Origin of the sequence: Intrasporangium sp., from assembly GCF_036566125.1 — a bacterium.
Taxonomy (GTDB): domain Bacteria; phylum Actinomycetota; class Actinomycetes; order Actinomycetales; family Dermatophilaceae; genus Intrasporangium.
Map to the genome: position 1 here is coordinate 1 of NZ_DATCWX010000101.1, position 24,429 is coordinate 24,429.

The following is a 24,429-nucleotide window of genomic DNA, read 5'->3' on the forward strand; positions in this document are numbered from 1 at the left end:
CGAATGCTGTGGCGATCGTGGCGACGCCGACCGCGACGCCCATGGCGGCGAGCGCGGCCACCGGCCTCCGCGCCGAGGGCACGGCGCGGAGGAGGCGCGGGTCGAACGGCTTCATCAAGGCATCACCCGACTCTCGCGAGCGGCTGCTCCGGCTGGACGTCATCGGGAATGTGCTTGGTGGTCAAGCGCTTCCGGAAGATCCAGTACGTCCAGCCCTGGTAGAGCAGCACGAGCGGAGTGAAGATGAGCGCGACGATCGTCATCACCTTGAGCGTGTACTCCGAGCTCGAGGCGTTCTCGATGGTGAGGTTGTACGCCGGGTCGGTCGAGGACGGCATGACGTTGGGGAAGAGCATGATGAAGTAGGTCGCCACGGACAAAGCGATCGTGACCGCCGTGCCGAGGAAGGCCCAGCCCTCGCGTCCCATCCGGTTGGCCTGGAGCGCGCCGAGGAGCGCGACCGCAGCGACGACCGTGGTCGCCCAGGAGGCGGCCTTGCCGTCGCTCAGGCCGAGGAGGAGCAGCAGGACCACCGCGAGGACCGCTGTGACGAGCCCCACCCGCTCTGCGATGCGCCGGGAGTCCGAGCGGATGGGGCCGTCAGTCTTGAGGGCCAGGAAGATCGCGCCATGCGTGACGAACAGGGCCACGAAGGTGAGCCCGCCGAGCACGGGCACCGGCCCGAGGAGGGTGAAGAGGTTCCCCGTGTACTCCATCTCGGCGTCGATCGGGACGCCGCGCACGAGGTTGGTCAGGGCGACGCCCCAGAGGAACGCCGGCACGAGCGAGCCCCAGAAGATGGCGAGGTCCCAGCGAGCCTTCCACTCGGCACCGGACCGCTTGTGGCGGTACTCGAAGCCGAGGTTGCGGACGATGAGAGCGACGAGGATGAGCAGCAGGGGTAGGTAGAAACCGCTGAACATCGTTGCGTACCAGTGCGGGAACGCCGCGAAGGTCGCGCCACCGGCCGTCAGCACCCACACCTCGTTGCCGTCCCAGACAGGGCCGATGGTGTTGAGCATGACCCGGCGGCGTTTCTCGGCAGTCTCGGCCGACTCGCCGACGACTCCCTTCTTGCGGCCGAGGACGGGCAGGAGGATGCCGACGCCGAAGTCGAAGCCCTCGAGGACGAAGTAGCCAGTCCAGAGGACGCCGAGGACGATGAACCAGAAGGTTGCGAGATCCATGGTGGCCAGTCCTTTCAGTAGGCGAAGACGAGGGGTGCGTCCTCGTCCCGCTCACTCGGTTCCTCCGGCTGTTCGAACGGGTCGGCCCCGCGCCGGACGTAGTGGAGGAAGAGCTTGATCTCGACGACGGCCAGCGCTCCGTAGAGGAGCGTGAAGACGACCATCGAGGTGATGACCTCGCCGATGGAGACGCCGGGGGAGACGCCCGCCGAGGTGGTCATGAGTCCGAAGACGATCCACGGCTGGCGCCCGACCTCGGTGAAGATCCAGCCGAACGAGTTGCCGAGGACCGGCAGGAGCGGCGCGGCGATCGCAGCCCAGAGGAGCCAGCGGTGCGTCGGGGCACGCCCCTGGCGCGTGAGCCACAGGACGGCGACGGCGATCGCCGCCGCGGCCATGCCGACCCCGATCATGAGACGGAAGGTCCAGTACGTGGTCGGAATGTTGGGCACGTAGTTCGTCGCGACGTCGGCGACGAGCGGGTTGCCGGTGGCGCCGTAGGTGTCGGCGTACTGCTGCTTGAGCTCCACGATGCCCTGGACCGCTCCGTTGAAGTCTCCGGTCGCGAGGAAGCTGAGCAGGCCAGGGATCTCGATGAGCGGATTGGCGTGCTGGCCGTCCAGCGAGCCGATGGTGAGCACCGAGAAGGGAGCACCCTCACCAGCAGGCACCGACCCGTAGAGCGCTTCCGCCGCAGCCATCTTCATCGGCTGGACCTCGGTCATGATCTTGCCCTGGATGTCACCGGTGATGGCGACGCCGAGTCCGGCGATGAGGGTGACGACCGCGCCGATTCGCGCGGCCTTGCGGTACATCGGGACGTCGTCCGCCTTGGGTACATCGGCCCCTTCGGCCCCTTCGGCCACGTCGGCGGCCGGCTCGAGGTCCTTGGCGCGAAGGGCCTCGCGGCGCATGAGATGCAGGGCGACGCCCATGACGACTGCTCCGCCGACCATGTAGGCGGCGAAGATGACATGGGGGAAGGTGATCAGCTGGACCTTGTTGGTCAGGACCGCAAAGAAGTCCGTCAGCTCGGCGCGGCCGGTGGCCTGGTTGTACGTGTAGCCGACCGGGTGCTGCATGAACGAGTTGGCCGAGAGGATGAAGTAGGCCGAGAGCACGGTGCCGATGTGGACGATCCCCATCGTCGCGGCGTGCAGCTTCTCGGGGATGCGTCCCCAGCCGAAGATCCACAGACCGAGGAAGACCGACTCGAGGAAGAAGGCGAGGAGCGCCTCGACCGCGAGTGGCGCGCCGAAGATGTCACCGACAAACCGGGAGTAGTCGGACCAGTTCATCCCGAACTGGAACTCCTGGACGATTCCGGTGACGAGGCCCAGGGCGAAGTTGATGGTGAAGAGCTTGCCGAAGAACTTGGTCAGTCGGAGCCACTCCGGCTTGCGCGTCCGCACCCACTGCACGTGGAAGACGGCCACGATGCCTGACAGGCCGATGGTGATCGGCACGAAGAGGAAGTGGTACACGGTCGTGATGGCGAACTGCCATCTCGCAAGATCAGTGGCATCCATGAAGGCTCCCGGCGGGCATGGGGCGAACTACGTGTCGTAGTAGATACTACGCCTCGTAGTAATGCCGTATGCCGCTGGGTTCCCGACTGAGGAACGTGACCTTCGGCTCCTCCCGCCCTTGACGAACGTTTGGCCCGATGCCTTGATGTCTTGAGACAAAGCTCCCCGGTCAGGAAGGATCCCATGACGATCGAGCTGCGGCTGACGGTCGACCCGAGGTCCGCCGAGCCGCCTTTCGAGCAGGTTCGGGCCCAGCTCGAAGGCCTCATCACCACGGGCCGACTGCTGCCGGGGGACCGGTTGCCGACCGTTCGGGCGCTGGCTACGGACCTCGGGCTGGCCGTCAACACGGTCGCGCGGGCCTACAAGGAGCTCGAGTCGTCGGGGCTCGTCGAGACGCGTCGCCGAGCCGGAACGGTCGTGGCGTCCGGCGAGCACACGGCCGATGTCGCCGTGGCGGCCCTGGCCATGAAGTATGCGCTGGCCGTGCGCGAGGCTGGCGTGGAGGAGGCGAAGGCACTCGACCTGGTCCGGTCCGCGCTGCGCACCACCGGTTCCGGCGGCGCCTCCCTGATCGAGTGAACAACTTTCGGTCATCGCGGCGAAGCCGCTCCCCCCGAAAGTTGTTCACTCGATGAGAGCGGGGCGTGTCAGGTGACCGGCGTCCGCCGCGTCATCCCGCGACGGGGTGAGAGCATGGGCGCCGTGATCTACGAGCGCGTCGTCCGGCCGGGACTGTTCCGCCTCGGGGGTGGGGACGCCGAGACCGCGCACCACACGACGATCGCGGCGCTCGTCCGGCTGGCGCGGGTGCCCCCGGCCGTCGCTGCACTCCGTCGCTGGAACGGCGTGAACGACCCGAGGACGGTCTTCGGCGTGCGGTTCCCGAGCGTCGTCGGCCTCGCTGCCGGCATGGACAAGGACGGGGTTGCGCTCAAGGCGTGGCCGGCCCTCGGTTTCGGGTTCGTCGAGGTCGGGACCGTGACGCGGCATGCGCAGCCCGGGAACCCGCGGCCGCGGCTGTTCCGGCTCAGGGACAGCGGCGCCATCATCAACCGGATGGGCTTCAACAACGAGGGAGCCGACGCCCTGGCGGCACGCCTGGCTGCCCTCGGACCCATCGGGGTGCCGCTCGGGATCAGCATCGGCAAGTCGAAGGTGACGCCGGTCGAGGATGCGGTGGGCGACTACGTTCATTCGATGCGGGCGCTCCGCCCGTTTGCCGACTACGTCGCCATCAACGTCAGCTCGCCCAACACGCCGGGGCTGCGTGGGCTGCAGGACCGGGGGCTGCTCGACGAGCTCGTCGCGGCCCTGCAGGCCGAGGCTGACGGGACCCCCCTGCTCGTCAAGATTGCCCCCGACCTCACAGACGAGGCGATCACCGAGGTGCTCCAGGTCTGCGCCGACCACGCCGTCGCCGGCCTCATCGCCACGAACACGACGATCTCCCGGGAGGGGATCTCGCTCCGCGACGCAGCCCTCGCCGCGGAGGCAGGTGGGCTGTCCGGCCGGCCGCTCACCGAGCGGGCGCGTGAGGTGGTCGCCTTCATCCACCGCGAGTCACCCGAACTGCCCATCATCGGCGTCGGGGGGATTTCGACGGTCGACGACGCCAAGCGGATGGTCGACGCCGGGGCGTCGCTCCTCCAGCTCTACACCGGCTTCATCTATGGCGGCCCACCGCTCGTCCGCGCCATCAACCGGGCCCTCGTCCGCTGACGCGGCCTTTGCTCAGAGGTCGAGGTGATGCGCTCCGAGAACGACTCGTTCAGCGATGCCGCTCATCGGGCAATGGACGGCTGTCTCGCCGGGTCCACACCATGCCGACAATGATCATCGCGAGGCCGCCGGCAACGATCCAGTTGAGGTGGGTGAGGTCATCGAACAGGTCAGCGACGTGCACCGCCCGGGTCGGCTTCGGATCTGCTGGGTCACCGTCGTGGGCAACCATCGACGTCCCGAGGAGCACGAGCGCGCCTACCGGCAGGAAGACGAGAGCCAGCCCCCAACGTGACCCCGCAACCCAGCCTGCCAGCGCGAGGAGAATGCATGGCACGACGGCGGTCAGCGCTGCCATCCCGCCCTGGATGTAATCGTCCCGCGACGGGCGTTCCCCGAAGAAGGGGGCGACACTGATCACTGCGCCGTAGACGTTCACCGCGGAGAGCAGGTAGGCGCAGGCGACGACGAGAAGCGTCACCGGCCACACGGGCCGCCGTTGTGCTCGATCACCTTGCGAGTCAGCCACGAGGGCAGTCTTCGCCCCCACGATGCCCGATGCCTGAGCCTTGGCACTCAGGTCGGCAGGGCAGCGGGCGGGAGGCGCGGGACCGCGCGTGGGCAGGGGACGAGCTCAGCGGCATACCCCCTATCGCTTGGGGCGCTCGTCGACGATCCGGCGGGCCTTGCCGACGGACCGCTCGATCGAGCCGGGCTCCCGCACCTCGACGCGGCAGGTCGTGCCGATGTTCGTCTTGATCTCGTGCTGGAGGCGGCGCGCGAGCGCGTCCGCCTCGCCCTGGGGCAGGCCCTGGTGCGGCTCGACGAGCACGGTCAGCTCGACCATCCGGCCCGGCTGCGTCAGCACGCACTGGAAGTACGGCGACAGCCGGGGGTCGGCCAGCACGAACTCCTCGATCTGCGTGGGGAAGACGTTGACCCCGCGGACGATCATCATGTCGTCAGAGCGGCCGGTGATCTTCTCCATCCGGCGCATCGAGGGTACCGCGGTGCCGGGGAGCAATCGGGTCAGGTCACGGGTGCGGTAGCGGATGATCGGCAATGCCTGTTTGGTCAGGCAAGTGAGGACGAGCTCGCCGAGCTCTCCGTCCGGGAGCACCTCCTCGGTCACCGGGTCGATGATCTCGGGGTAGAAGTGGTCCTCCCAGAGGTGCAGGCCATCCTTCGTCGTGGCCGCCTCCTGCGCGACGCCGGGGCCCATGACCTCGGACAGGCCGTAGATGTCGACGGCGTCCATGCCCGTGCGTTCCTCGATCTCCCGGCGCATCGACTCGGTCCACGGCTCCGCGCCGAAGATCCCGACGCGCAGGCTCGTTGAACGCGGGTCGATCCCCACGGCCTCCATCTGGTCGATGAGGGACAGGAAGTAGCTCGGCGTCACCATGATGACGGTCGCGCCGAAGTCGCGGATCAGCTGGACCTGCCGCTCTGTCATGCCACCGCTGACTGGGACGACGGTGGCTCCGAGCCGCTCAGCCCCGTAGTGCGCCCCGAGGCCGCCGGTGAACAGGCCGTAGCCGTAGGCGACATGGATGATGTCGCCGGGCCCTCCGCCAGCGAAGCGGATGGAGCGTGCCATGAGGTCGGCCCACGTGTCGACGTCCTGCCTCGTGTAGCCCACCACCGTCGCCCGCCCCGTCGTGCCCGAGCTGGCGTGGATCCGCACCACCTCGGTGCGCGGCACGGCGAACATCCCGAAGGGGTAGTTGTCGCGGAGGTCCGTCTTGGTCAGGAACGGCAGTTTGGAGATGTCCTCGAGGGATTGGATGTCGTCGGGGGTCACGCCCTTTGCGTCGAACGCCTCCTTGTAGTGCGGGACTTTGCCGTATGCCGCTGAGATCGTTGCGCGCAGCCGCTCGGTCTGGAGGTGGCGCAGTTCGTCGAGCGACAGGGTCGGGATCTCGTGGTCCGGGAGGGCGGGTGCCGGTGACTCCGTTGTCATGGGGCCATTCAACCGCGCACTTGGTGGTCAGGCCTCGGCTGGTTCGGCCTGGTCGGCCTGGTCGGCTTGGTATTGCTCCTGCTCCTGGCGCATCCGGCGCAGGAAGGTGCGGGTCCGCTCCTGCTGCGGGTGGTCGATGCACTGGCTCGGCGGGCCCTCCTCGACGACGACGCCGCCGTCCATGAAGACGACTCGGTCGGCCACCTCACGGGCAAACCCCATCTCGTGCGTGACGACGATCATCGTCATGCCGGCCCGGGCGAGGTCACGCATGACGTTGAGCACGTCCCCGACGAGCTCCGGGTCGAGGGCTGACGTCGGCTCGTCGAAGAGCATCAGCTTGGGGTCCATCGCAAGAGCGCGGGCGATGGCGACGCGCTGCTGCTGCCCGCCCGAGAGCGCACCGGGGTACGCCTTGGGCTTGTCGGCGAGCCCCACCCTCTCGAGCAGTTCAAGGCCGCGGGCGCGGGCCTCCGCCTTGTTGGTGCCGTTGACCTGGACCGGCGCCTCCATGACGTTCTCGAGGGCGGTCAGGTGGGGGAAGAGGTTGAACCGCTGGAACACCATCCCGATGCCCCGCCGCTGGGCCGCCACGTCTTTGTCGTTGAGGTGGTGCAGCGCGCCGGTCTCGTCCTCGCGGTAGCCGATGAGGTCTCCGTCGACCCAGATGCGTCCGCCGTCGATGGTCTCGAGCTGGTTGATGCAGCGCAGGAACGTCGTCTTGCCCGAACCGGACGGACCGAGAAGGACGACGACCTCGCCCCGGTGCACGTCGAGATCAATCCCCTTGAGCACCTCGGTGCCGTGGAAGGACTTCAGCACGTTCACCGCGTGGACCAGTGGCTGGTCCGACTGGACCGGTGTGGTCGTCATCAGGCACCTCCCGCGCCGGCCGGACGCGCGAAGCGCGAGTCCTTCGGCTTCTTTTTCTTCGACTCGCCGAACCCGCGACTGAAACGCTTCTCGAGGAAGTACTGCCCGACCATGAGAACCGACCCGACGATGAGGTACCACGCGGTGACGGCGACGAAGGCGGGCATGATGAGCAGCGTTCGGTTGCCGATGGCGCTGGTCTGGTAGAAGAGCTCGGTGATGACCGGGATGGCCGAGAGCAGCGAGGTGTCCTTGACCATCGCGATCGTCTCGTTACCGGTCGGCGGCACGATGACCCGCATGGCCTGCGGAAGGACGATGCGCCGCATGGTCTTCCCGCTGCTCATGCCGAGCGCCTGAGCAGCCTCGGCCTGACCCTTGTCGACGGACAGGATTCCGGCTCGGGCGATCTCCGCCATGTAGGCCGCTTCCGAGAGGCCGAGGCCGATGATGCCGGCGATCAGGGTGCTCGAGAACTGGTTGACGTTGAGCGTGAAGAACGTGAAGTCCTGCGAAAGCCCCAGCCACTCGCCGAACTGCTGCCCGAAGGGGAGCCCGAAGTCAACTCGGTTGTAGAGGAAGCCGACGCCGCTGCCGATCATGGCGAGGAGCACGAGGCGCGGGATGCCGCGGAAGAACCACGTGTAGACGAACGAGACGCCGCGCAGGATGGGGTTCGACGACAGGCGCAGGACGCCGATGATGACTCCGCCGACGACGCCGATGGCCATCGCGCCGATCGTGCCGATGATGGTGCCCTTCCACAGGCCTTCCAGCACCGGAGTCTGCTGCATGATCTCGAACGCCTTGGGAAAGTTCCATCGCTCGTTCGTCACGAACGAGCTGATCATCATCGCCAAAAGGACGATGATGACCACCAGCGCCACCCACCGACCGGGGTGGGGCACCGGCCGGGCATGGATGATGCCCGGCCGGTCAGCCGTCTCGGTAGTGGCCGTGGTGGGCATCGTCACGGGTTGACGGCGAAGTTGTCGATCCCGCCGGCCTCGACGGCGTACTTCTTGAGGGCGGCATCGTAGGAGCCGTCAGCCTTGGTCGCCTTCAGCGCCTCGACGAGGAGGTTGGCGAAGTCGGTCTGGTCCTTCGGCAGGACGTAGCCGTAAGGCGCCGAGTCGTAGATGTCGCCGAGGGCCTCGAGCTGGCCCGTCTGCTTCACGGCGTACAGGCCGACTGGCGAGTCGGCCAGCATCGCGACCGTCTTGCCGCTCACGACGTCGGCGGTGACCTGGTCCTGCTTCTCCTGGATGACCATGGTGACAGCGGGCTTGCCGGCGTCCGTGCACTTCTTGCTGCGGGCCGCCAGGTCCTCGGCCTGGACGGTGTCCTTCTGGGCGCCGACGCTCTTGCCACAGACGTCGTCCATGTTGACCTTCTCGGGGTTGCCCTTGGCGACGACCCACTGCGTTCCGGCGCTGTAGTAGCTGACCATGTTGACCTGCTTCTTGCGCTCGTCGTTGATGGTGAAGCTGGAGACGCCGATGTCGTACTTGTCGCCGGTGACGCCGAGGATGATCGTGCCGAAGCCGGCGGGGTGCCACTCGGTCTCGAGGCCGAGCTTCGCGGCGACGGCGTTGAAGATGTCGACGTCGAAACCCTCCACGGTCTTGCCGTCCGCCGCGAGCATCTCGTTGGGTGCATACGACGGGTCGGTGCCGATGACGATCTTGCCGGCCGCCTTGATGTCCGCGGGCACCTTGGCCGCCAGTGCCGCGTCCACGCCGCCGCCAGCGGACGTACCACCCGTGCCGGGCGCGGACGGCTGCGCTGGCGTGGTCGGCGTGAGGCTGTCAGATCCGCAGGCCGAGAGGGTCAGCCCGACGGCGACCAAGCCAGTCACGGCGAAGAGGGGCAAACGACGCATTGTGGGTCCTTCCACGTTCGGACGGCTTCGTCCTGAGTGCCTGTTGAGGAAGCCGATACTGCCACTTCCTGGCGACGGTGCCCATCAGCGCTACCGAACCGTTGTCGTTGATTGCCGGTATGACACGATTCGCTCGATTCGACCACGAAATGGCCACGACGGATCTAAAGACTCAATTCCGGTGCAAGGATGCCCCGATATCGGCCGCAGCCCTGTGGCCAGAAGTTAGGAGTCCTCTGTGAAGTCTGGACACATGAAGCGTCCCATCATCGCGATCGCTGCCCTGAGCGCCCTCGCGCTGACCGCGTGCGGCAGCTCGGACACCCCCGGCAGCGACACCGGCGGCACCGCGCCGGGTGGGGGCGCGGCCGCGGCCGGTGTCTCCCTCGTCAACGACGGCAAGTTGACGGTGTGCACCCACCTCCCGTACGCGCCCTTCCAGTCGAACGACGACTCGGGCAAGACGGTCGGCTTCGACGTCGACATGATGGACCTGGTCGCCAAGAAGCTCGGGGCGACGCAGGAGATCGTCGACACGCCCTTCGAGGGCATCAAGTCCGGTCAGGACACCGCCACGGGCAAGTGCGACATCTCCGCGGCCGGGATGACCATCACGGAGGAGCGGCAGAAGGCCATCCTCTTCTCGGAGCCCTACTTCGACGCCACCCAGGCGCTGCTCGTCCCGACCGGGTCGACGGTGAAGTCGCTCGCCGACCTCAACGGCAAGAAGCTCGGCGCCCAGTCCTCGACCACCGGCCTCGACTACGCCAACGAGCACAAGTCCGAGTGCGGCTGCGAGATCATCGAGTTCCAGGACCTGGCCGCCGAGACGCAGGCGCTGCTCACCGGGCAGGTGGACGCTGCGATCAACGACCTGCCGGTGTGGAGCGAGGCAGTCAAGCAGAACTCCGGCAAGGCGCAGATCGCCACGCAGTTCGACACCGGCGAGCAGTACGGCTTCGGCATGAAGCTCGGCAACACCGCCCTGAAGAAGGTCGTCGATGACGTGATCACGACCGCGAAGTCCGACGGGACGTACGACACGATCTACAAGAAGTGGATCGGCGACGTTCCGGCGAGCTGATCGGCCGCACTCGCGCAGGGGGCTGGCGTGGACGATCGGTCTGCGCCAGCCTTTCTCCGACCCGTCCACCCTGAGGGAAGAGGAACCATGGGCACGCACGTCTCAGAGGCGCGGCCGCGGCGGTCCGGTCTGACGCGGCGACAGAAGGCGCGACTGGGCCGAGGCATCCAGTACGCCGTCGGGCTGGCCATCGTCGTCGCTCTCGCGGTGAACGTGAACTGGCAGCAGTTCGGCGATGCCTTCGGCCGGTGGGACATCGTGCTGCGGATGCTCCCGCGGGTCATCACCATCGGCGTGGTCAACACGCTGATCTACACCGCGCTCGCCTTCGTCTTCGCCTTCCTGCTCGGCCTGCTCCTGGCCATGATGAAGCTCAGCTCGATCGGGCCGTACCGGTGGGTGGCGACGGCCTACGTGGAGTTCTTCCGTGGCGTCCCCGCCCTCGTTGTCCTGTTCATGGTCGCCTTCGGCATCCCGAACGCGTTCCCCGGCTTCAGCTTTCCCGGCGGCCAGCTCGGCATGGTGATGGTCGGCCTCGGTGTCACCGCTGCCGCCTACATGGCCGAGACGTTCCGGGCCGGCATCCAGGCCGTCCCGAAGGGCCAGGTGGAGGCCGCCCGTACGCTCGGGATGAGCCATTCCCGCACGATGGCCACGATCGTCATCCCACAGGCGTTCCGGATCGTCATTCCGCCCTTGACGAACGAGTTGATCCTGCTCGTCAAGGACTCGTCCCTCGTCTACGTGCTCGGGTTGGCGACGAGCCAGTACGAGCTGACCAAGTTCTCCCAGGACTTCCTGAACAAGACGACCAACCCGACACCGCTGATGGTCGGCGCCGTGTGCTACCTGGCCATCACGTTGCCGCTGTCCCTGCTCGTGCGCCGTCTCGAGCACCGCTATGCGAAGGCCCGATGAGCCATGACGACCGAAACCACCGACGCGGGACCCGGCGCGCCAACTCACGCGATCTCGATCCGTAACCTCAAGAAGTCCTTCGGCGACAACGAGGTGCTCACGGACATCAGCCTCGACGTCGACCATGGGGAGGTCGTGTGCGTCATCGGCCCCTCGGGCTCTGGCAAGTCAACACTGCTCCGTTGCGTGAACCTGCTCGAGCAACCGACGTCCGGCACGGTCTTCGTCGGCGACGACGAGATCACCGACCTTGACGTGGATATCGACCGGGTGCGCCGCCGGATCGGCATGGTCTTCCAGTCGTTCAACCTGTTCCCGCACCTCACGGTTCTGCAGAACCTCACGGTGGCCCAGACCAAGGTGCTGAGGCGCTCCAGGTCCGAGGCCAAGCAGGTCGCCCTGCGCAATCTGGAGCGGGTCGGCATGCTGCACAAGGAGGACGCCTTCCCGGCCCAGCTCTCCGGCGGCCAGCAGCAGCGCGTCGCCATCGCCCGGTCCCTCTCGATGGATCCCGAGCTCATGCTCTTCGATGAGCCGACCTCAGCGCTTGACCCGGAGCTCGTCGGAGAGGTGCTCGCGGTCATGAAGGCGCTCGCGGCAGAGGGCATGACCATGATGATCGTGACGCACGAGATGGCATTCGCCCGTGAGGTCGCCGACCGGGTCGTCTTCATGGACGGCGGCGTCATCGTGGAGGAGGGCCGGGCGGTCGACGTGATCGGGGACCCGCAGCACGTCCGGACGAAGTCCTTCCTGCACCGCGTCCTGAACCCGATGGTCATCGAGCCGGATGAGGTCAGCGAGGAGGGTGTCGTCGACGTTGTGTGACCTGTGCCTGGCGACCCCCGATGCGAGGGACCGCACCCCGGTCCGCTAGGGTTGACGTCAACGGCCCGCCCAGTTCTGCCTCGGGCCGCTTCTTCTTGGCGGGATCCATCGCTCCCGCCCCAGTCGATTCGCTCTTGCGCCGCGACCTGCCGCCCACCGTCGAGTGGCCGTCGCGCCGGGCAGAACGACCCATTCGACCCTCTGGAGTACCCACCTGTGTCAACCGACACGACCTTCGCCGCCCTCGGCGTGCCCACGTCCCTCACCGCCGTCCTCGAGGACCGCGGGATCACCACCCCCACCCCCATCCAGGCCGCGACCCTGCCCGACTCGTTGGCCGGTCGTGACGTCCTCGGACGCGGCCGCACCGGGTCCGGCAAGACCTACGCGTTCCTGCTGCCCCTCGTCGCCCGGCTCATGGCGGCGCCCAACCGCCGTCGCCCAGGCCGCCCCCGCGCCCTGATCCTGGCCCCGACGCGCGAGCTCGCCACGCAGATCGACACCGCCCTCATCCCGCTCGCCAAGGTCGCGGGCCTGACGAGCCAGACGATCTTCGGAGGCGTCGGCCAGAACCCGCAGGTCCAGGGCCTGCGCCGCGGCGTCGACGTCATCGTCGCCTGCCCGGGCCGGCTCGAGGACCTCATGGGTCAGGGCCATGTCTCCCTCGACGCCATCGAGATCACCATCATCGACGAGGCGGACCACATGGCCGACCTCGGCTTCCTGCCCGGCGTCCGCCGCATCATGGACCGCACGCCGCGTCAGGGCCAGCGGCTGCTGTTCTCGGCGACGCTCGACGGCGCGATCAATGTCCTCGTCAAGCGATTCCTCACGAATCCCATGACGCACGAAGCGGACTCGGTCCAGTCGCCGGTCGCGAAGATGTCCCACCACGTGCTCCACGTGGACGCCGATGCCCACTTGCCCGTCCTGCTGGACCTCACCGCCGCACCCGGTCGCACGGTCGTCTTCGCTCGCACAAAGCACCGCGCCAAGAAGTTCACCCGCCAGCTCAACGCCGCCGGGGTTCCCGCGGTCGAGCTGCACGGCAACCTCAGCCAGGGCGCGCGCACGCGCAACATGGACGACTTCCACAGCGGCCGCGCCCAGACGCTCGTCGCGACCGACATCGCCGCCCGCGGCATCCACGTCGACGACGTCGCCCTCGTCATCCACGCCGACCCGCCGGTCGAGCACAAGGCCTACCTCCACCGGTCCGGCCGAACCGCCCGCGCCGGCGCCGAGGGCACCGTCGTCACGATGATGCTCGACGAGCAGGTGCGCGACGTCCGTGACCTCACGCGCAAGGCCGGCATCAAGCCGACGACCACGCGAGTTTCCGTCGGACACCCCCTTCTCGTGGAGCTCGCTCCCGGCGACAGGTCGTATGCCGCTGGGCTCGTTCGCGAGGCCCCACCCTCGGGTGGTCGGCGGGCTTCCGAGGCTGGTGCGGCTGGTGCCGGATCACGCGGAAGTCGCGGGCGGGGTAACGGCGGTGGCCGAGCCAGTGGTCAGGGCCGGGGTCAAGGGAATGGTCAGGGCCGAGGGCAAGGGAATGGTCAGGCCCGTGGTCAAGGCAGCGGTCAAGGCCGTGGCCGTGGCAAGGCCACCCGGCCCGGATCGGCGACCGTCTACTCGACGAGCTCCTCGGGTGGTGCCGCCGCCTTCTCGGCCGGCACTCGCGCAGGAAGCCGGCGCGGCACCCGCTGAGCCTGGTTTCGGCACCACGGAGCCGTCTCATCTGAGACCGCACGCTCGCTAGAGCCGCTAATGGAAGGCGGTCACCCCGCTCGCAGTCGGCACCAGCAGGACCCCGGGACCCGCGCTCGGGGAGGCGAAGATGGGCACTGTGGCACCGACGGCGACGTCCTGCCGCAGCGTGCCGGTCGCGGTGTCGTATTCGACGAGGCGACCACGCGTGTGGTCGAGCGCCCACAGGTGGGACCCGATGACGATGGGTGCGCTGTCCGCCCCCTCCAGGAGCGGCCCCAGCGCATGCTTCGCCACATCGATCACCTGGATGCCACCATCACGGCAGGCCACGAAGAGCCGATGCGTGACCGGATCGTAGGCGGGGCCGCCGGCCGGGTCACTGCCGCAGACACCAGGGATCGCGGCAAGCTGGGTCAGGTCATCGGCGCGCAGAAGGTAGCCGATGTCGGTCTTGCCGACGGCGAAGACCGTGGAGCCGAGCAGGACCGGGTTGCCCGTCGCGACCTCGTCGTCGCCTCCGGCAGCGCTGTCTTTGAAGGATGCCAAGGGATGCAGCGACGGATCGAGCCGCACGACGCTCTCGGCGTAGGCTCCCGGGTCTGCGCCGTCCGGGAACGGGTTGGAGTTGCCGGTACTGACGTAGACGTCGCCGTTCGGCGCGAGCGCCGGGGCACCGCCGCCCTCCCAGATCGCGCCGCCCTCACCGGCCGAGGCGACCTCGAAGGACAGGTTCGGGGAGGACGCGTTGACGTCCACTCCGACGACCCACCCGTGGTAGTGGCCGCAGTCCCCGTTGTTGCCCCCGAAAGCTACGTAGATCCGGCCAGACGACAGCGCGAGTCCGGGTCGCTGCAAGAGGTTCACCGAGCTCTCCCCGGCCGGGAACGGCGGGTCGGCGTCGCGCCGCAGCCGCACGTGGCCGTCGGCCACGGCGAGGCCCACCAAGACATGACGGACCCCGCCGCGGACTCGAGTTTCACCCACGACGTAGACGGTGCCGGAGTCCGTGTCGATGACAGGCGTGCCGGTGATGCCCAGTGGGTCGATGTCCCCGCAGCCGGCGACGGCCTGGACGTCCGTGAGTGGTTCGCCGATGACGGTCGACCACACCACCCGACCGTCTGCGGGATCGAGCGCCACGACGCGGTCGCGTTCGGTTGCCGCGATGACCAGGCCGTCGAAGACGAGCGGTTGCCCGCGCACGGCCGCGCCCAGGTCCGCCGACCAGGCGCGCTTGGCCGGGCTGGGGTTCGGGCCGGTTCGCAGTTCGCCGGTTCTCGCCCCGTCAGCATGGTAGGTGGTCCAGATCGCCGGTGCTGCCGACCCCGACGCCTGGGCCCTCGTCCCGGTGGGGTGCGGTGCGGCGCTCGAAGTGGTTCCGGTCCCGGAAGCTGACGGAGAGGAAGACGTCGTCGGGTTGGTGCTGGAACAGGCCGTCAGCATCGGTGCGCAGAGAGCTGCCCCGCAGACGAGGGCGACAAGTCCGGGACGGACCATGATTCGACGCTAGGCCGTGAGGTTCATGTGTGTCATGCAGAACCCGTACCACCCCGTAGAGCCCACATGCTGCAACTCCCACTCTGGCCGAGCTCCCGGCCGAGCGCTGCTGCCAGCTCGGCATACTGGTCCGCCCATTCGGGCGCATGAGCGACCAGCCCTTCAACCGGGTACCTGTCCGACCACGCCATGTCCGTGAGGTTACGGCGGCGTTCTGACGGCCGTGCCGCCGTGCAGTACCGCGTCGCGAAGAGCCTGGTCGCGGCCCAGCCGCGCCAGGTCTCGTCGATACCGCTCCGCCATGACGGCGCGCAGGATGGACTCCGGGTGGTGGCCTGGAGGTGGCGGCGGCGCGACGAGCGGCAGGACCCGGCCGAGCAGGTGCTGGCCGAGCTCGTACCTCGCCTGCGGGTCGAGGAGGTTCGCGCGAGGGAGGAACTGCCGGACCGCCACCGCGACGTCCACCTCGAGCGGCGCGATGTCTGCGCTGCGGACCCAGCCGGCGAGCTCTGGCGGGGCCGAGGGCGGCGGGGGCAGCTGGATGCGGCTTCGCTCCGCGATGACATAGTCCCCGGCGGCGAGGTCGCCGAGGCGCTTGGTGCGGGCGGTGACGAGGGCGGAGATGGCCGCGGGGATTCCGGTGAGCAGGTAGACCTCGACCCACCCGACGAGGGCGCGCGTCAGGGCGTGGCGAAAGGAGATCGGCCCACCGTCGTCACGCACGACACGCAGACCGGTGATGAGCTTGCCGAGCGTCTTGCCCCGGCCCAGGGTCTCGGACACCGTCGGCACCCCGACGAGAACCCCTACGAAGGACACGACGATGCCCGTGCGCGAGACCGCATCGGAAGACTCGTCGGTGAGGGCGCCGGCCACGGTGAACACACCGATGAGCAGGCCGATGTGGAAGATGACGTCGATCATCCCCGACAGGGCCCGCATCCCGAGGCTTGCCACGGGCAGCTCCAGGGCGACCCCCTCACCGGTCACGGTCTCCTCGGGGGCATAGCTGCGCGAGCCCGGTGCCGCAGGGTAGCCAGCCGTCATGGGAGGCAGCGTACGCAGGGCGCGAGCCCAGCGGCATACGGCCTATATCGTGACGGCGTGAACCTCGACGCGCTCGTCGCCGCGCACTCCGCCAAGTGGAGTCGGCTTGACGAGCTCAGCCGACGGCGCCGTCTGTCGGGCGACGAGGCGGACGAGCTGCTCGACCTCTACCAGCAGGTGTCGACCCACCTGTCGCTCATCCGCACCGGCGAGGCGGACCCCAGTCTCATCCGCCACCTGTCGACGATCCTCAGCCGGGCCCGCGTCACGCTGGCCGGGCAGAACACCTCGACGTGGGCGGACATCGGAGCGTTCTTCCTGCTGACGTTTCCCGCCGCGCTCTACCGGCTGCGACGGTGGTGGCTCTGGACCCTGGCCGTCAACGTCGTCGTCGCCATCCTCGTCGCCTGGTGGACCATCGAGCACCCGGCCCTCTACACGTCGCAGATGACACGTGAGGAGATCGAGGCGTATGTGGGCACCAACTTCGAGAACTACTACCGGGAGTTCCCGCACCACGAGTTCGCGACGATGGTCTGGGTCAACAACGCGTGGGTCGCGGCGCAGTGCATCGTCTTCGGGGTGCTCGGACTGCCGGTGCTGTGGGTCCTGTTCCAGAACATCGTCAACGTCGGCATCATCGGTGCGCTCATGGCCAGCCATGACCGGGCATCCCTCTTCTTCGGGATGATCCTGCCGCACGGGCTCCTCGAGCTGACGGCTGTCTTCGTCGCGGGCGGTGCCGGACTGTGGCTCTTCTGGTCCTGGATCGAGCCGGGGCCGCGACCCCGCGCGGTGGCCTTCGCCGAGGCGGGCCGCACCGTGGTCGGGATCGCCCTGGGGCTCGCCGCGGTGCTGCTCGTCAGTGGCCTGATCGAGGGCTTCGTGACGCCCTCAGCGCTCCCCACGTGGGCCCGGATCGCGATCGGGGTCCTGGCGGAGGCCGCATTCTTCGCATATGTGTTCGTCGTCGGACGCCGGGCCTACCTGAGCGGGGTCACCGGGGACATCTCGCGGGCTGCCGTGGGCGACTCGGCCCCCGTCGTGGGCTGAGGCGCGGGGACGGGTCAGAGCAGGCCCTCGCTCTTGAGCCAGAGGTAGTGGTCGGCGAGGCGGGCCGGCAGCTCGTCCGCGTCGGCATCGATGACGTCCACACCCATCCGTTCGAGGGCAGCGGCGACGCGTTGCCGCATCGCGACGGTGCGTTCGGCGGCAGCCGCGCCGTAGACGTCTGACGCCGTGTCTCGCGTGGCGAGCATTGCCCCGACGGCCGGGTCCGCCACGCTGGCAAGCACGACCCGGTGCCGGGCGACGAGCGTCGGTATGACGGGGAGCAGCCCCTCCTCGATGGCCGCGGGCTCGAGCGGGGTGAGCAACACGACGAGGGACCGCTGGTGGTGGCGGCTCACGACCGCGGCGGCGAGGGCGGACCAGTCGGCTTCGACGATGGCCGGGTCGATGGGCGCCAGCGCGGAGACGACCTCGGCCAGCGGGTTGGTCCGGTCGGATGACCCGACGACACGGGCTCGGACCCGCTGGTCGCCGGCGATGACGTCGACCCGGTCGTGCGCGTGACCCGCGAGAGCCGTCAGGAGCAGCGTCGCGTCCATCGCGGCATCGAGGCGGGGCACGTCCCCGACCCGACCGGCGCTCGTCCGCGAGGTGTCGATGACGATGACGATGCGTCGGTGCTGCTCCGGCTGCCAGGTGCGCACCACGACGGATCCGCGGCGAGCTGTCGCGCGCCAGTCGATCGACCTGACGTCATCGCCCTCGACGTAGTCGCGCAGCGAGTCGAACTCCGTGCCCTGGCCCCGACGCCGGACTGCGGAACGCCCATCGATCTGGCGCAGCCGGGAGAGCTTGCTCGGCAGGTGGCGGCGTGAGTGGAACGGGTGCAGGACACGGACCGTGCCGGGCACGCTGAACGAGCGCTGCCGGGCAGCGAGGCCAAGCGGTCCGTTCAGGCGGACCGTGACGAGGTCGGCGTGCCGGTCCCCGCGTCGGGTCGGCCGCAGGCGGGTGGAGAGCCGGGTCCGTTCGCCGGATCCGAGGCGCAGGTCGTGCCGCTCATGCTCCGCACCGGCTGACGGCTGCCACGCATCGCGCACCAGTCCGCGGACGGCTCGCCGCCCGGGATTCGTGACGACGAGGTCGGTGGTGACCGACTCGCCGAGACGCACCACGGAGGCTCCGGACCGCTCGAGGAGCAGTCCGCGTGGCGAGGGGGCCAGTGACAGGTCGACGGCGACGGCGAGCGCGACCGCGAGCGTCCAGAGCAGGACCGTGCCGACCGTTGGGCGCCACGCCAGGGCTACCGCGCCCAGGAGCACGGCCAACGCGGCGCGGCTGGTCAGGACCACGCCACGACTCCACCGGGCCGTCCGGTCACCGGGGCACCGCGACGGAGCCGAGTGCGCTGTCGAGAACCGCCGCCACGCTCACGCCCTCGAGCTCCGCCTCCGGACGGAGGGTGAGCCGGTGGGCGAGCGTGGCGTGAGCCATCGCCTTGACGTCGTCGGGCGTCACGAAGGTCCGACCGTTGAGCCACGCCCACGCCCGGCTCGTCGCGAGCAGGGCCGTCGCGCCCCGCGGACTGACACCGAGTGCCAATGACGGCGAGCTGCGGGTGGCCCGGGCGATGTCCACGATGTAGCCGGCGATCTCAGTGGAGACGACGACGTGCTGCACCGCTGCCGCCCCGGCCGCGAGGTCGGCCGCCCCAGCGACCGCCGAGACGCCGGCAGCCGCAAGGTCGCGCGGGTCGAAGCCTGCGGCGTGGCGCTGCACGACCTCCACCTCGTCCTCGCGAGAGGGCAGCGGCATGGTCACCTTGAGCAGGAACCGGTCGAGCTGGGCCTCGGGCAGCGGGTAGGTGCCCTCGTACTCGACCGGGTTCTGGGTGGCTGCCACGAGGAAGGGGCGGGGGAGTGGCCTCGGCAGGCCCTCGACGCTGACCTGTCGCTCCTCCATGGCCTCGAGCAGCGCTGCCTGGGTCTTCGGCGGGGTGCGGTTGATCTCGTCCGCGAGGAGCAGGTTGGTGAAGACCGGTCCCTCGCGGAAGGTGAAGTCCGTGGTCCGCGGGTCGAGCACGAGGGATCCGGTCACGTCTCCGGGCATCAGGTCGGGGGTGAACTGGACGCGCTTCGTCGTGATGTCGAGAGCCGCCGCGAGGGTGCGGACCAGGAGGGTCTTCGCGACGCCGGGGACACCCTCGAGGAGGATGTGCCCCCGGGTCAGGAGCGCGACGATGGCGCCGGTGACCGCGGCGTCCTGCCCGACGACGGCCTTGCCCACCTCGGTGCGCACCGCGAGCAGGGCCGCCAGGGCTCCGTCTGCTCCGGCTGGGCCGGCTGCACGATCAGCTCCGTCTGCTCGGTCGGCTCCGGACGGTCCGGTGGTGATGGTGTTGTCGCTCATTCGCCTCGCACGTTCTCCTCGAGTTGGGCCAGCTGCTCGGCGAGCAGCACCAGATCGCTGTCGTTCACGGGATCCGCACCGTAGAGCACGGCTCGGACTTCGGTGGCATCCCGGTCAGTCGCCCGGGCCACGGCCCCGACGACCGCGTCCGCGCTCGCATGGTGTGGAAGGCCGAGCCGAGCCGCCAAGCGGCTGTGGGTTCCTCCCCGCAGACTGCCAGCCGCCCGGCCGCGGTCGGAGGCTCGACGGTAGAGACGGCCCCGGGCCTCGGTCGTCTCGACGGCGCGCACCACGACGGGTAGGGGCTCGGCGACGATCCGCCCGAGCCGACGGCCCCTGGCCACCGCGAGGACCACGAAGGCCAGGGCGAGCAGGACCACGCCGGGGACGAACCACTCCGGTACTGCCCGGTCCGTCGGCGCGTACTTGCCGCTCGCGTCCGGGACGGCGAGGTCCGTGACGTCGGGCAGGTACCACACGAGGCGGTTCGTGGCGCCGAGCGTCCGGAGGCCCACAGCGGCGTGGGACGCCTCGCTCACCTTGGCGTTGGTGACCGACTCGATCGACCCCAGGACGACGGTCTCGGGTCGAGAGCTCCCTGCCGGCAGGACGACGACGGCGGACGAGCCCTCCTCGTCCATGAAGCAGCCGGTCGCCCCGTCTGGCATGGCCGGTCCGCGGCCGTCGATCGAGCTCGTCGACCGATAGAACGTCACCGCCGCGTCGATCCGGTCGCCGGGCTCCGCAACCTCCGTCGTGCACTGGGCGCTCAACCGGACCGAGGCGCGCGCGGTGGAGGAGAGGGGGATGCCGAGGTCCTCCAGGGCCAGGTCGCTGGGCTCGAGCAGGACGAGCCGGCTGGCGGCCAAAGCATGCTGGGTCGTGCGCTGGGCCGCGGCCTCCCCGAGGTACTCGAAAGACCCCACGAGCACGCTCGTGCTCGCATCCACGCGGGCCGACTCCAGAGCGGTGATGGACCGCACGACCTGCACGTCCACGCCCTGCTGCCTCAGCACTTGGGCCAGGGCCCGAGACCCGAACCGCCGGGAGCTGTCGGGATCGGCCACCTTCCCCGCCCCGTCGGCGCCGCCGGACAGGAAGGCGAGCAGGGCGAGGGCAATCACAGCCGCGATGACGAGGACTGCTGTCACACGCAACCGGCGACGTCGAGTGCGGGTCTCGGGAGCGGGCATGGCGGGCAGGTGGGTCGTGGTCACGATCTCACCCGGGTCTGCTCGAGGAACGGTCGGGCGGCAGCCAGCCGGCCGTCGAGAGCGCCGACGAACTGCGCCACGGTGGCGTCGACCCGGGCGTCGCCGTAGCGGATCGCGTCAAAGTGGTCGGCCGCCCGCGCGAGCGCTTCGGCCTCCTCCGCGAAGATCCCCGCAAGGGCCACGCTCACCTCGTGGGCGGTGCGGCCCGGGTTGTCGTCGATGATGACGCGCTCCGCCGCGCCAGCGGCGATCGCCCGGAACCAGTCCATCGTGGCGGCGTCCACGTCGCCCGACTCATAGGCGGCCCGAGCCCGGGCGCGGTAGGCGTCGGCGTCGACCTGCAGCCCGTCGAGCACCGCCCCGCGCCGCCCAGCTCCGCCGGCCCCCGGCTCGCGTCGGATCTTGACGAGCAGGAGCAGGGCGACGATGACAGCGGCGACGGCGAGCGCCACGGGCAGCACCCACCCCGGCAGCCCGCCCGTGCCGCGGGTCAGCAGGTCCGCGATGAGCTCGGAGACCCAGTCGATGACTCGCTGCAGCAGGCTTCGGTCGTCGGCGTACTCCGCCTTGGCGAGCTCATGCCGCATCCACTCGCGCGCCTCCTCGGCAGACGGATCGACGGGCACCGTTGCCAGCCAGCCGTGCACGGTCACCACGGACACCACGTCACGGGCCCGGGGACGGGTGGAGCTGCTGCATCAGCATGACGTCGAGCCCCTCGCGGCGGATGCGCTGGTCGACATAGAGGAGCGAGTCCACTCCGGACACGAACGGCGTGACCAGGACGCCCTGCACGAGGGCTGACACGGCCTGGCTGAGCGGCAGCAACCAGATGAACGTCGACTCCGGAGATCCGGCCGCGAAGAGCGCGATGAGGCCGATCGGGGTGCCGACGATCGAGCCGGCGATCGTGGCCACGATCGAGGTGAGCAGCCGGATCCCGAAGATGCGCCAGAACGGTCTCCCCCTGGTCAGCCGCCAGGAGCGAGCGATCGACCGTCGGGCGCCAGCGCCCTCGAGCACGACGATGGTCACCGCGAAGCCGACCTTCACCCACAGGTAGATGCCGCCTGTCACGGCCGCGACGATCGCGACGACGGTCCCGCCCGCCGCCAATCCGGTGGAGTCCGTGGCCCACAGCCCAACGAGGACGATGATGAGAGCCACGACGAGGGCGACGAACATGGCGATGACGAGGAACGTCGTCGCGACAGCAGTCAGGATGCGTCCGCGGGACTGCTGCCACGTCTGCGCGAGGGTGACTTTCTGTCCCTGGACGGCATGTCCGATGACCAGCGCAATGAATACCGGCAGGAGGATCGATGCGATGAACATCGCCAGGGCCGGGAGATAGGAAGCCACGGTCGCGTTGAGGAACGGATCGGAGGCGAGATCCGGATCGGTCTCGAAGATCACGCCCAGCCTCAGGTCCTGGCCGGCGAGCCAGAGGGCCAGCGCGGTGGCCGGGACGAGCACGGCTGCCGTCGTGACGAGCGCCAGGCCGAGTGTGGCGCCGGGGTTGCCGCGGACCGCGGCGAAGACGCCGCTCCAGATCTCGCCGAGCGTGAGGGGCCGCAGCGGGATGATGCCCGGGCGGTACTCGAGCCTCGGTGGCGGGGGCGGCGGAGGAGGCGGGCGATAGCCAGGCCCGTAGCCCGTCCAGGGCCGGTCCTGCGGACCGTTGCCGTCCGGCGGCACTGGTCCGGGGGCAGTCCACCCCTGCTGGTCGCTCATCTGTCCTGTCCTCCCTCCGGTGCCCGAAATCTACCCCGGGCACCGCGCCGCCGTGCACCGTCACCGAGTCCACCCAGTCCAGCGAGTCCACCGACGTTCGCGGGCGCCTCAGAGAGCGTCACGGAGGGCACGGACGTTTCCTTCGCGTCCGCGTCCTCCGTTCAGGGGGTATGCCGCTGAGCTGGCTACCGCTTCAGCCGCACGATCGAGCCGGGTGCGTTCAGGTCGCCGGTCTCGAAGTTGACGTCGGCGAACTGGCCGACATAGAGGTAGCCGGGTTGTCGGAATCATGGGGAACGTATGCCGCTGGGCTCGTCCGCTGCGACCCCACCTCGGGCGGTCGGCCGGGTCGCGGGTGCGGTCCCTGCGCTGGGCCGGGGAAGACCGGGAAGGACGAGGAAGGCCTCGGCCCGGAGGACGGCGATGACGACGGCCACGAGGTCGGCCGGTCGGGGCAGGCACAGGTAGCGAGGTGCCCACGTCGGCTCGTACTTGACGTTGGCCCGGTAGAGGGCCTCGATCTGCCACCACCGCGAGGCCAGCATGAGGACGGCCCTCCACGCCTTCGCGAGCGGCCCTGCCCCGAGCTGTTCGCCGCGCTCCAGCGCCGAGCGGAACACCGCGAAGTTGAGCGAGATCCTGCGGACCCCGAGGCGTTCGGCGGCTGCGGCGAGACCTGACACCATGGCCTCGACCGTGCCGTTCTCGCTGTCAGGAGCCCGACGCATCAGGTCGAGCGAAAGCCCGTCGACGCCCCACGGCACGAAGTGCAGCACACCGCGCAGCTCGCCCGCTGCGTCCGTCGCTCGCACGACGAGGCAGTCGCCGTCGGTGGGGTCGCCGAGCCGGCCAAGGGCCATCGAGAAGCCCCGCTCCGTGTCGCCCACGCGCCACGCCTTCGCCGCCTGACGCACCGCGCCGAGCTCCTCGGGGGTGAGATCCGACAGCCGGTCGCACCAGATTCGGTAACCCACCCGGGCGACGCGGTTGACGGCCTGACGCACCGGCCGCATGCCCCGACCCTTGAGGGTGAAGGCGGCGGTGTCGATGACGGCCTCGTCGCCGATCTCGAGCACGTCGAGGCCCGCACGGTGGTAGGTCCGAGCGGCCCGCTCGCCGGCCCCCAGGACAGCGGGGATCCACCCGAACCGTCGGGCCTCGTCCAGCCAGGCCTCGATGGCCCCCGGCCAGGCCTCTGGGTCGCCGACTGGGTCACCGCCAGCCAGGCTGACGCCGCCCACGACGCGGTAGCCCACCGCAGCCTTCCCCGACGGGGAGAAGATGACGCTCCGGTCACGCCGCAAGGCGAAGTAGCCAAGCGAGTCGACATCGCCGTGCTCGGCGAGCAGCCGCCGGAGTCGCTCCTCGTCGTCCGGCGAGAGTGCGGTCGGACCACCGGCCGGACGGAGGACCACGGCGATGACCGGACCCAGTGCGGCCAGGCCGAGCACGAGGAGGATGACCGTTGCGACCTGCGCCGCGTGGTTGGTCGTGAAGACCACCGGACCTTGGAGACCGACGAGCCCGAACAGCGCCTCGGCCGCGCGGTCGGCAGCGGTGGTGGCCGGCGCCTGGTGCTTGTCCATCACGGTGAGGAGGACCCAGCCCAGAGTCGCGGCGAGGGCCACCGAGGCGACCAGCGTGCCGAGGACGGCACGGACCGAGCGCGGTGCGGGTCGGGCGTCGAAATGCTCTCGCCCGGCCACGAGGAGTAGGAGGACGACAGCGGCGAACAGCCCTTCCTCGACGTCAAGGCCCTTGGCCAGGTGGAGGACCGCCGCGACGAGCGACAACCCCGTCGCGGCGAGCCAGGCCCGG

The 24,429-nt window shown here is 69.4% G+C and carries 22 protein-coding genes; 7 read left to right on the forward strand and 15 right to left on the reverse strand.

Annotated elements, in window-relative coordinates; translation table 11 throughout:
• Positions 1-122: 122 nt before the first annotated feature.
• Positions 123-1,187 carry a cytochrome d ubiquinol oxidase subunit II gene (gene cydB, locus VIR15_RS06140; protein WP_331926594.1) on the reverse strand — a complete coding sequence of 355 codons (1,065 nt, stop codon included), beginning with the start codon at positions 1,185-1,187 and terminating at the stop codon, positions 123-125.
• 14 nt (positions 1,188-1,201) lie between these two features.
• Positions 1,202-2,716, reverse strand: coding sequence for a cytochrome ubiquinol oxidase subunit I (locus VIR15_RS06145; RefSeq protein WP_331926595.1), 1,515 nt, complete (start codon positions 2,714-2,716; stop codon positions 1,202-1,204).
• Positions 2,717-2,899: 183 nt separating this feature from the next.
• Between VIR15_RS06145 and VIR15_RS06150 the strand changes: the two genes are divergently transcribed.
• Together VIR15_RS06150 and VIR15_RS06155 are read left to right on the forward strand one after the other, a co-directional pair.
• The gene (locus VIR15_RS06150; protein ID WP_331926596.1) at positions 2,900-3,298 is read left to right on the forward strand and encodes a GntR family transcriptional regulator; all 399 of its coding nucleotides are present in this window, start codon (positions 2,900-2,902) and stop codon (positions 3,296-3,298) included.
• Between the two features lie 114 nt (positions 3,299-3,412).
• Positions 3,413-4,438, forward strand: coding sequence for a quinone-dependent dihydroorotate dehydrogenase (locus VIR15_RS06155; protein ID WP_331926597.1), 1,026 nt, complete (start codon positions 3,413-3,415; stop codon positions 4,436-4,438).
• Between the two features lie 49 nt (positions 4,439-4,487).
• Here VIR15_RS06155 and VIR15_RS06160 read toward each other — a convergent pair whose 3' ends face one another.
• From VIR15_RS06160 to VIR15_RS06180, 5 genes are all read right to left on the reverse strand, one after another.
• Complete coding sequence (locus VIR15_RS06160) at positions 4,488-4,967, reverse strand: hypothetical protein (RefSeq protein WP_331926598.1); 480 nt, start codon at positions 4,965-4,967, stop codon at positions 4,488-4,490.
• Between the two features lie 120 nt (positions 4,968-5,087).
• Positions 5,088-6,401 (reverse strand): phenylacetate--CoA ligase PaaK, encoded by a 1,314-nt coding sequence (paaK, locus tag VIR15_RS06165; RefSeq protein WP_331926599.1) that lies wholly within the window; start codon positions 6,399-6,401, stop codon positions 5,088-5,090.
• Positions 6,402-6,428: 27 nt separating this feature from the next.
• Positions 6,429-7,274, reverse strand: coding sequence for an amino acid ABC transporter ATP-binding protein (locus tag VIR15_RS06170; RefSeq protein WP_331926600.1), 846 nt, complete (start codon positions 7,272-7,274; stop codon positions 6,429-6,431).
• Complete coding sequence (locus tag VIR15_RS06175; protein WP_331926615.1) at positions 7,274-8,242, reverse strand: amino acid ABC transporter permease; 969 nt, start codon at positions 8,240-8,242, stop codon at positions 7,274-7,276. The genes VIR15_RS06170 and VIR15_RS06175 overlap by 1 nt, the downstream gene beginning before the upstream one ends.
• A gap of 2 nt (positions 8,243-8,244) precedes the next feature.
• The gene (locus tag VIR15_RS06180) at positions 8,245-9,156 is read right to left on the reverse strand and encodes an ABC transporter substrate-binding protein (RefSeq protein ID WP_331926601.1); all 912 of its coding nucleotides are present in this window, start codon (positions 9,154-9,156) and stop codon (positions 8,245-8,247) included.
• A gap of 253 nt (positions 9,157-9,409) precedes the next feature.
• On the opposite strand from VIR15_RS06180, the gene VIR15_RS06185 reads away from it, so the two are divergent.
• The 4 genes from VIR15_RS06185 to VIR15_RS06200 all read left to right on the forward strand — a co-directional run bounded on the left by VIR15_RS06185 (position 9,410) and on the right by VIR15_RS06200 (position 13,696).
• Entirely contained in the window at positions 9,410-10,240 is an 831-nt protein-coding gene (locus VIR15_RS06185; RefSeq protein WP_331926602.1) for an ABC transporter substrate-binding protein, read from the forward strand.
• Positions 10,241-10,327: 87 nt separating this feature from the next.
• Positions 10,328-11,158 carry an amino acid ABC transporter permease gene (locus VIR15_RS06190; RefSeq protein WP_331926603.1) on the forward strand — a complete coding sequence of 277 codons (831 nt, stop codon included), beginning with the start codon at positions 10,328-10,330 and terminating at the stop codon, positions 11,156-11,158.
• Between the two features lie 3 nt (positions 11,159-11,161).
• Positions 11,162-11,986: an amino acid ABC transporter ATP-binding protein gene (locus VIR15_RS06195; protein WP_331926604.1), complete on the forward strand. Its 825-nt coding sequence runs from the start codon at positions 11,162-11,164 to the stop codon at positions 11,984-11,986.
• 216 nt (positions 11,987-12,202) lie between these two features.
• Positions 12,203-13,696: a DEAD/DEAH box helicase gene (locus tag VIR15_RS06200; RefSeq protein WP_331926605.1), complete on the forward strand. Its 1,494-nt coding sequence runs from the start codon at positions 12,203-12,205 to the stop codon at positions 13,694-13,696.
• Positions 13,697-13,753: 57 nt separating this feature from the next.
• On the opposite strand, the gene VIR15_RS06205 is transcribed toward VIR15_RS06200, so the two are convergent.
• Both VIR15_RS06205 and VIR15_RS06210 read right to left on the reverse strand, forming a co-directional pair.
• A complete protein-coding gene (locus VIR15_RS06205) occupies positions 13,754-15,196 on the reverse strand; it encodes a BamB-related PQQ repeat family beta-propellar protein (RefSeq protein ID WP_331926606.1) in 1,443 nt (480 codons plus the stop codon).
• Positions 15,197-15,397: 201 nt separating this feature from the next.
• Positions 15,398-16,243 (reverse strand): RDD family protein, encoded by an 846-nt coding sequence (locus VIR15_RS06210; protein ID WP_331926607.1) that lies wholly within the window; start codon positions 16,241-16,243, stop codon positions 15,398-15,400.
• 57 nt (positions 16,244-16,300) lie between these two features.
• On the opposite strand from VIR15_RS06210, the gene VIR15_RS06215 reads away from it, so the two are divergent.
• On the forward strand, positions 16,301-17,296 hold the full coding sequence (locus tag VIR15_RS06215; protein ID WP_331926608.1) for a stage II sporulation protein M: 996 nt from the start codon (positions 16,301-16,303) through the stop codon (positions 17,294-17,296).
• 14 nt (positions 17,297-17,310) lie between these two features.
• Here VIR15_RS06215 and VIR15_RS06220 read toward each other — a convergent pair whose 3' ends face one another.
• The 6 genes from VIR15_RS06220 to VIR15_RS06245 form a co-directional block, all read right to left on the reverse strand.
• Complete coding sequence (locus VIR15_RS06220) at positions 17,311-18,606, reverse strand: DUF58 domain-containing protein (RefSeq protein WP_331926609.1); 1,296 nt, start codon at positions 18,604-18,606, stop codon at positions 17,311-17,313.
• Between the two features lie 25 nt (positions 18,607-18,631).
• Positions 18,632-19,663: an AAA family ATPase gene (locus tag VIR15_RS06225; protein ID WP_331926610.1), complete on the reverse strand. Its 1,032-nt coding sequence runs from the start codon at positions 19,661-19,663 to the stop codon at positions 18,632-18,634.
• Positions 19,660-20,880: a DUF4350 domain-containing protein gene (locus tag VIR15_RS06230; RefSeq protein WP_331926611.1), complete on the reverse strand. Its 1,221-nt coding sequence runs from the start codon at positions 20,878-20,880 to the stop codon at positions 19,660-19,662. The genes VIR15_RS06225 and VIR15_RS06230 overlap by 4 nt, the downstream gene beginning before the upstream one ends.
• Positions 20,877-21,533, reverse strand: a complete 657-nt coding sequence (locus VIR15_RS06235; RefSeq protein ID WP_331926612.1) for a DUF4129 domain-containing protein — start codon at positions 21,531-21,533, stop codon at positions 20,877-20,879. Before VIR15_RS06235 ends, VIR15_RS06230 begins: the two co-directional genes overlap by 4 nt.
• A gap of 10 nt (positions 21,534-21,543) precedes the next feature.
• Positions 21,544-22,611, reverse strand: a complete 1,068-nt coding sequence (locus tag VIR15_RS06240) for a DUF7847 domain-containing protein (protein ID WP_331926613.1) — start codon at positions 22,609-22,611, stop codon at positions 21,544-21,546.
• Positions 22,612-22,898: 287 nt separating this feature from the next.
• The coding region (locus VIR15_RS06245) for a phosphatidylglycerol lysyltransferase domain-containing protein (RefSeq protein WP_331926614.1) at positions 22,899-24,429 on the reverse strand (1,531 nt) is incomplete at its 5' end.

Bases quoted from the DNA above. Each gene is read 5' to 3' on its own strand.
- cydB (WP_331926594.1), bottom strand. From the start codon at position 1,187: ATGGATCTCGCAACCTTCTGGTTCATCGTCCTCGGCGTCCTCTGGACT.
- VIR15_RS06145 (WP_331926595.1), bottom strand. From the start codon at position 2,716: ATGGATGCCACTGATCTTGCGAGATGGCAGTTCGCCATCACGACCGTG.
- VIR15_RS06150 (WP_331926596.1), top strand. From the start codon at position 2,900: ATGACGATCGAGCTGCGGCTGACGGTCGACCCGAGGTCCGCCGAGCCG.
- VIR15_RS06155 (WP_331926597.1), top strand. From the start codon at position 3,413: ATGGGCGCCGTGATCTACGAGCGCGTCGTCCGGCCGGGACTGTTCCGC.
- paaK (WP_331926599.1), bottom strand. From the start codon at position 6,401: ATGACAACGGAGTCACCGGCACCCGCCCTCCCGGACCACGAGATCCCG.
- VIR15_RS06170 (WP_331926600.1), bottom strand. From the start codon at position 7,274: ATGACGACCACACCGGTCCAGTCGGACCAGCCACTGGTCCACGCGGTG.
- VIR15_RS06175 (WP_331926615.1), bottom strand. From the start codon at position 8,242: ATGCCCACCACGGCCACTACCGAGACGGCTGACCGGCCGGGCATCATC.
- VIR15_RS06180 (WP_331926601.1), bottom strand. From the start codon at position 9,156: ATGCGTCGTTTGCCCCTCTTCGCCGTGACTGGCTTGGTCGCCGTCGGG.
- VIR15_RS06185 (WP_331926602.1), top strand. From the start codon at position 9,410: ATGAAGCGTCCCATCATCGCGATCGCTGCCCTGAGCGCCCTCGCGCTG.
- VIR15_RS06190 (WP_331926603.1), top strand. From the start codon at position 10,328: ATGGGCACGCACGTCTCAGAGGCGCGGCCGCGGCGGTCCGGTCTGACG.
- VIR15_RS06195 (WP_331926604.1), top strand. From the start codon at position 11,162: ATGACGACCGAAACCACCGACGCGGGACCCGGCGCGCCAACTCACGCG.
- VIR15_RS06205 (WP_331926606.1), bottom strand. From the start codon at position 15,196: ATGGTCCGTCCCGGACTTGTCGCCCTCGTCTGCGGGGCAGCTCTCTGC.
- VIR15_RS06210 (WP_331926607.1), bottom strand. From the start codon at position 16,243: ATGACGGCTGGCTACCCTGCGGCACCGGGCTCGCGCAGCTATGCCCCC.
- VIR15_RS06225 (WP_331926610.1), bottom strand. From the start codon at position 19,663: ATGAGCGACAACACCATCACCACCGGACCGTCCGGAGCCGACCGAGCA.
- VIR15_RS06240 (WP_331926613.1), bottom strand. From the start codon at position 22,611: ATGAGCGACCAGCAGGGGTGGACTGCCCCCGGACCAGTGCCGCCGGAC.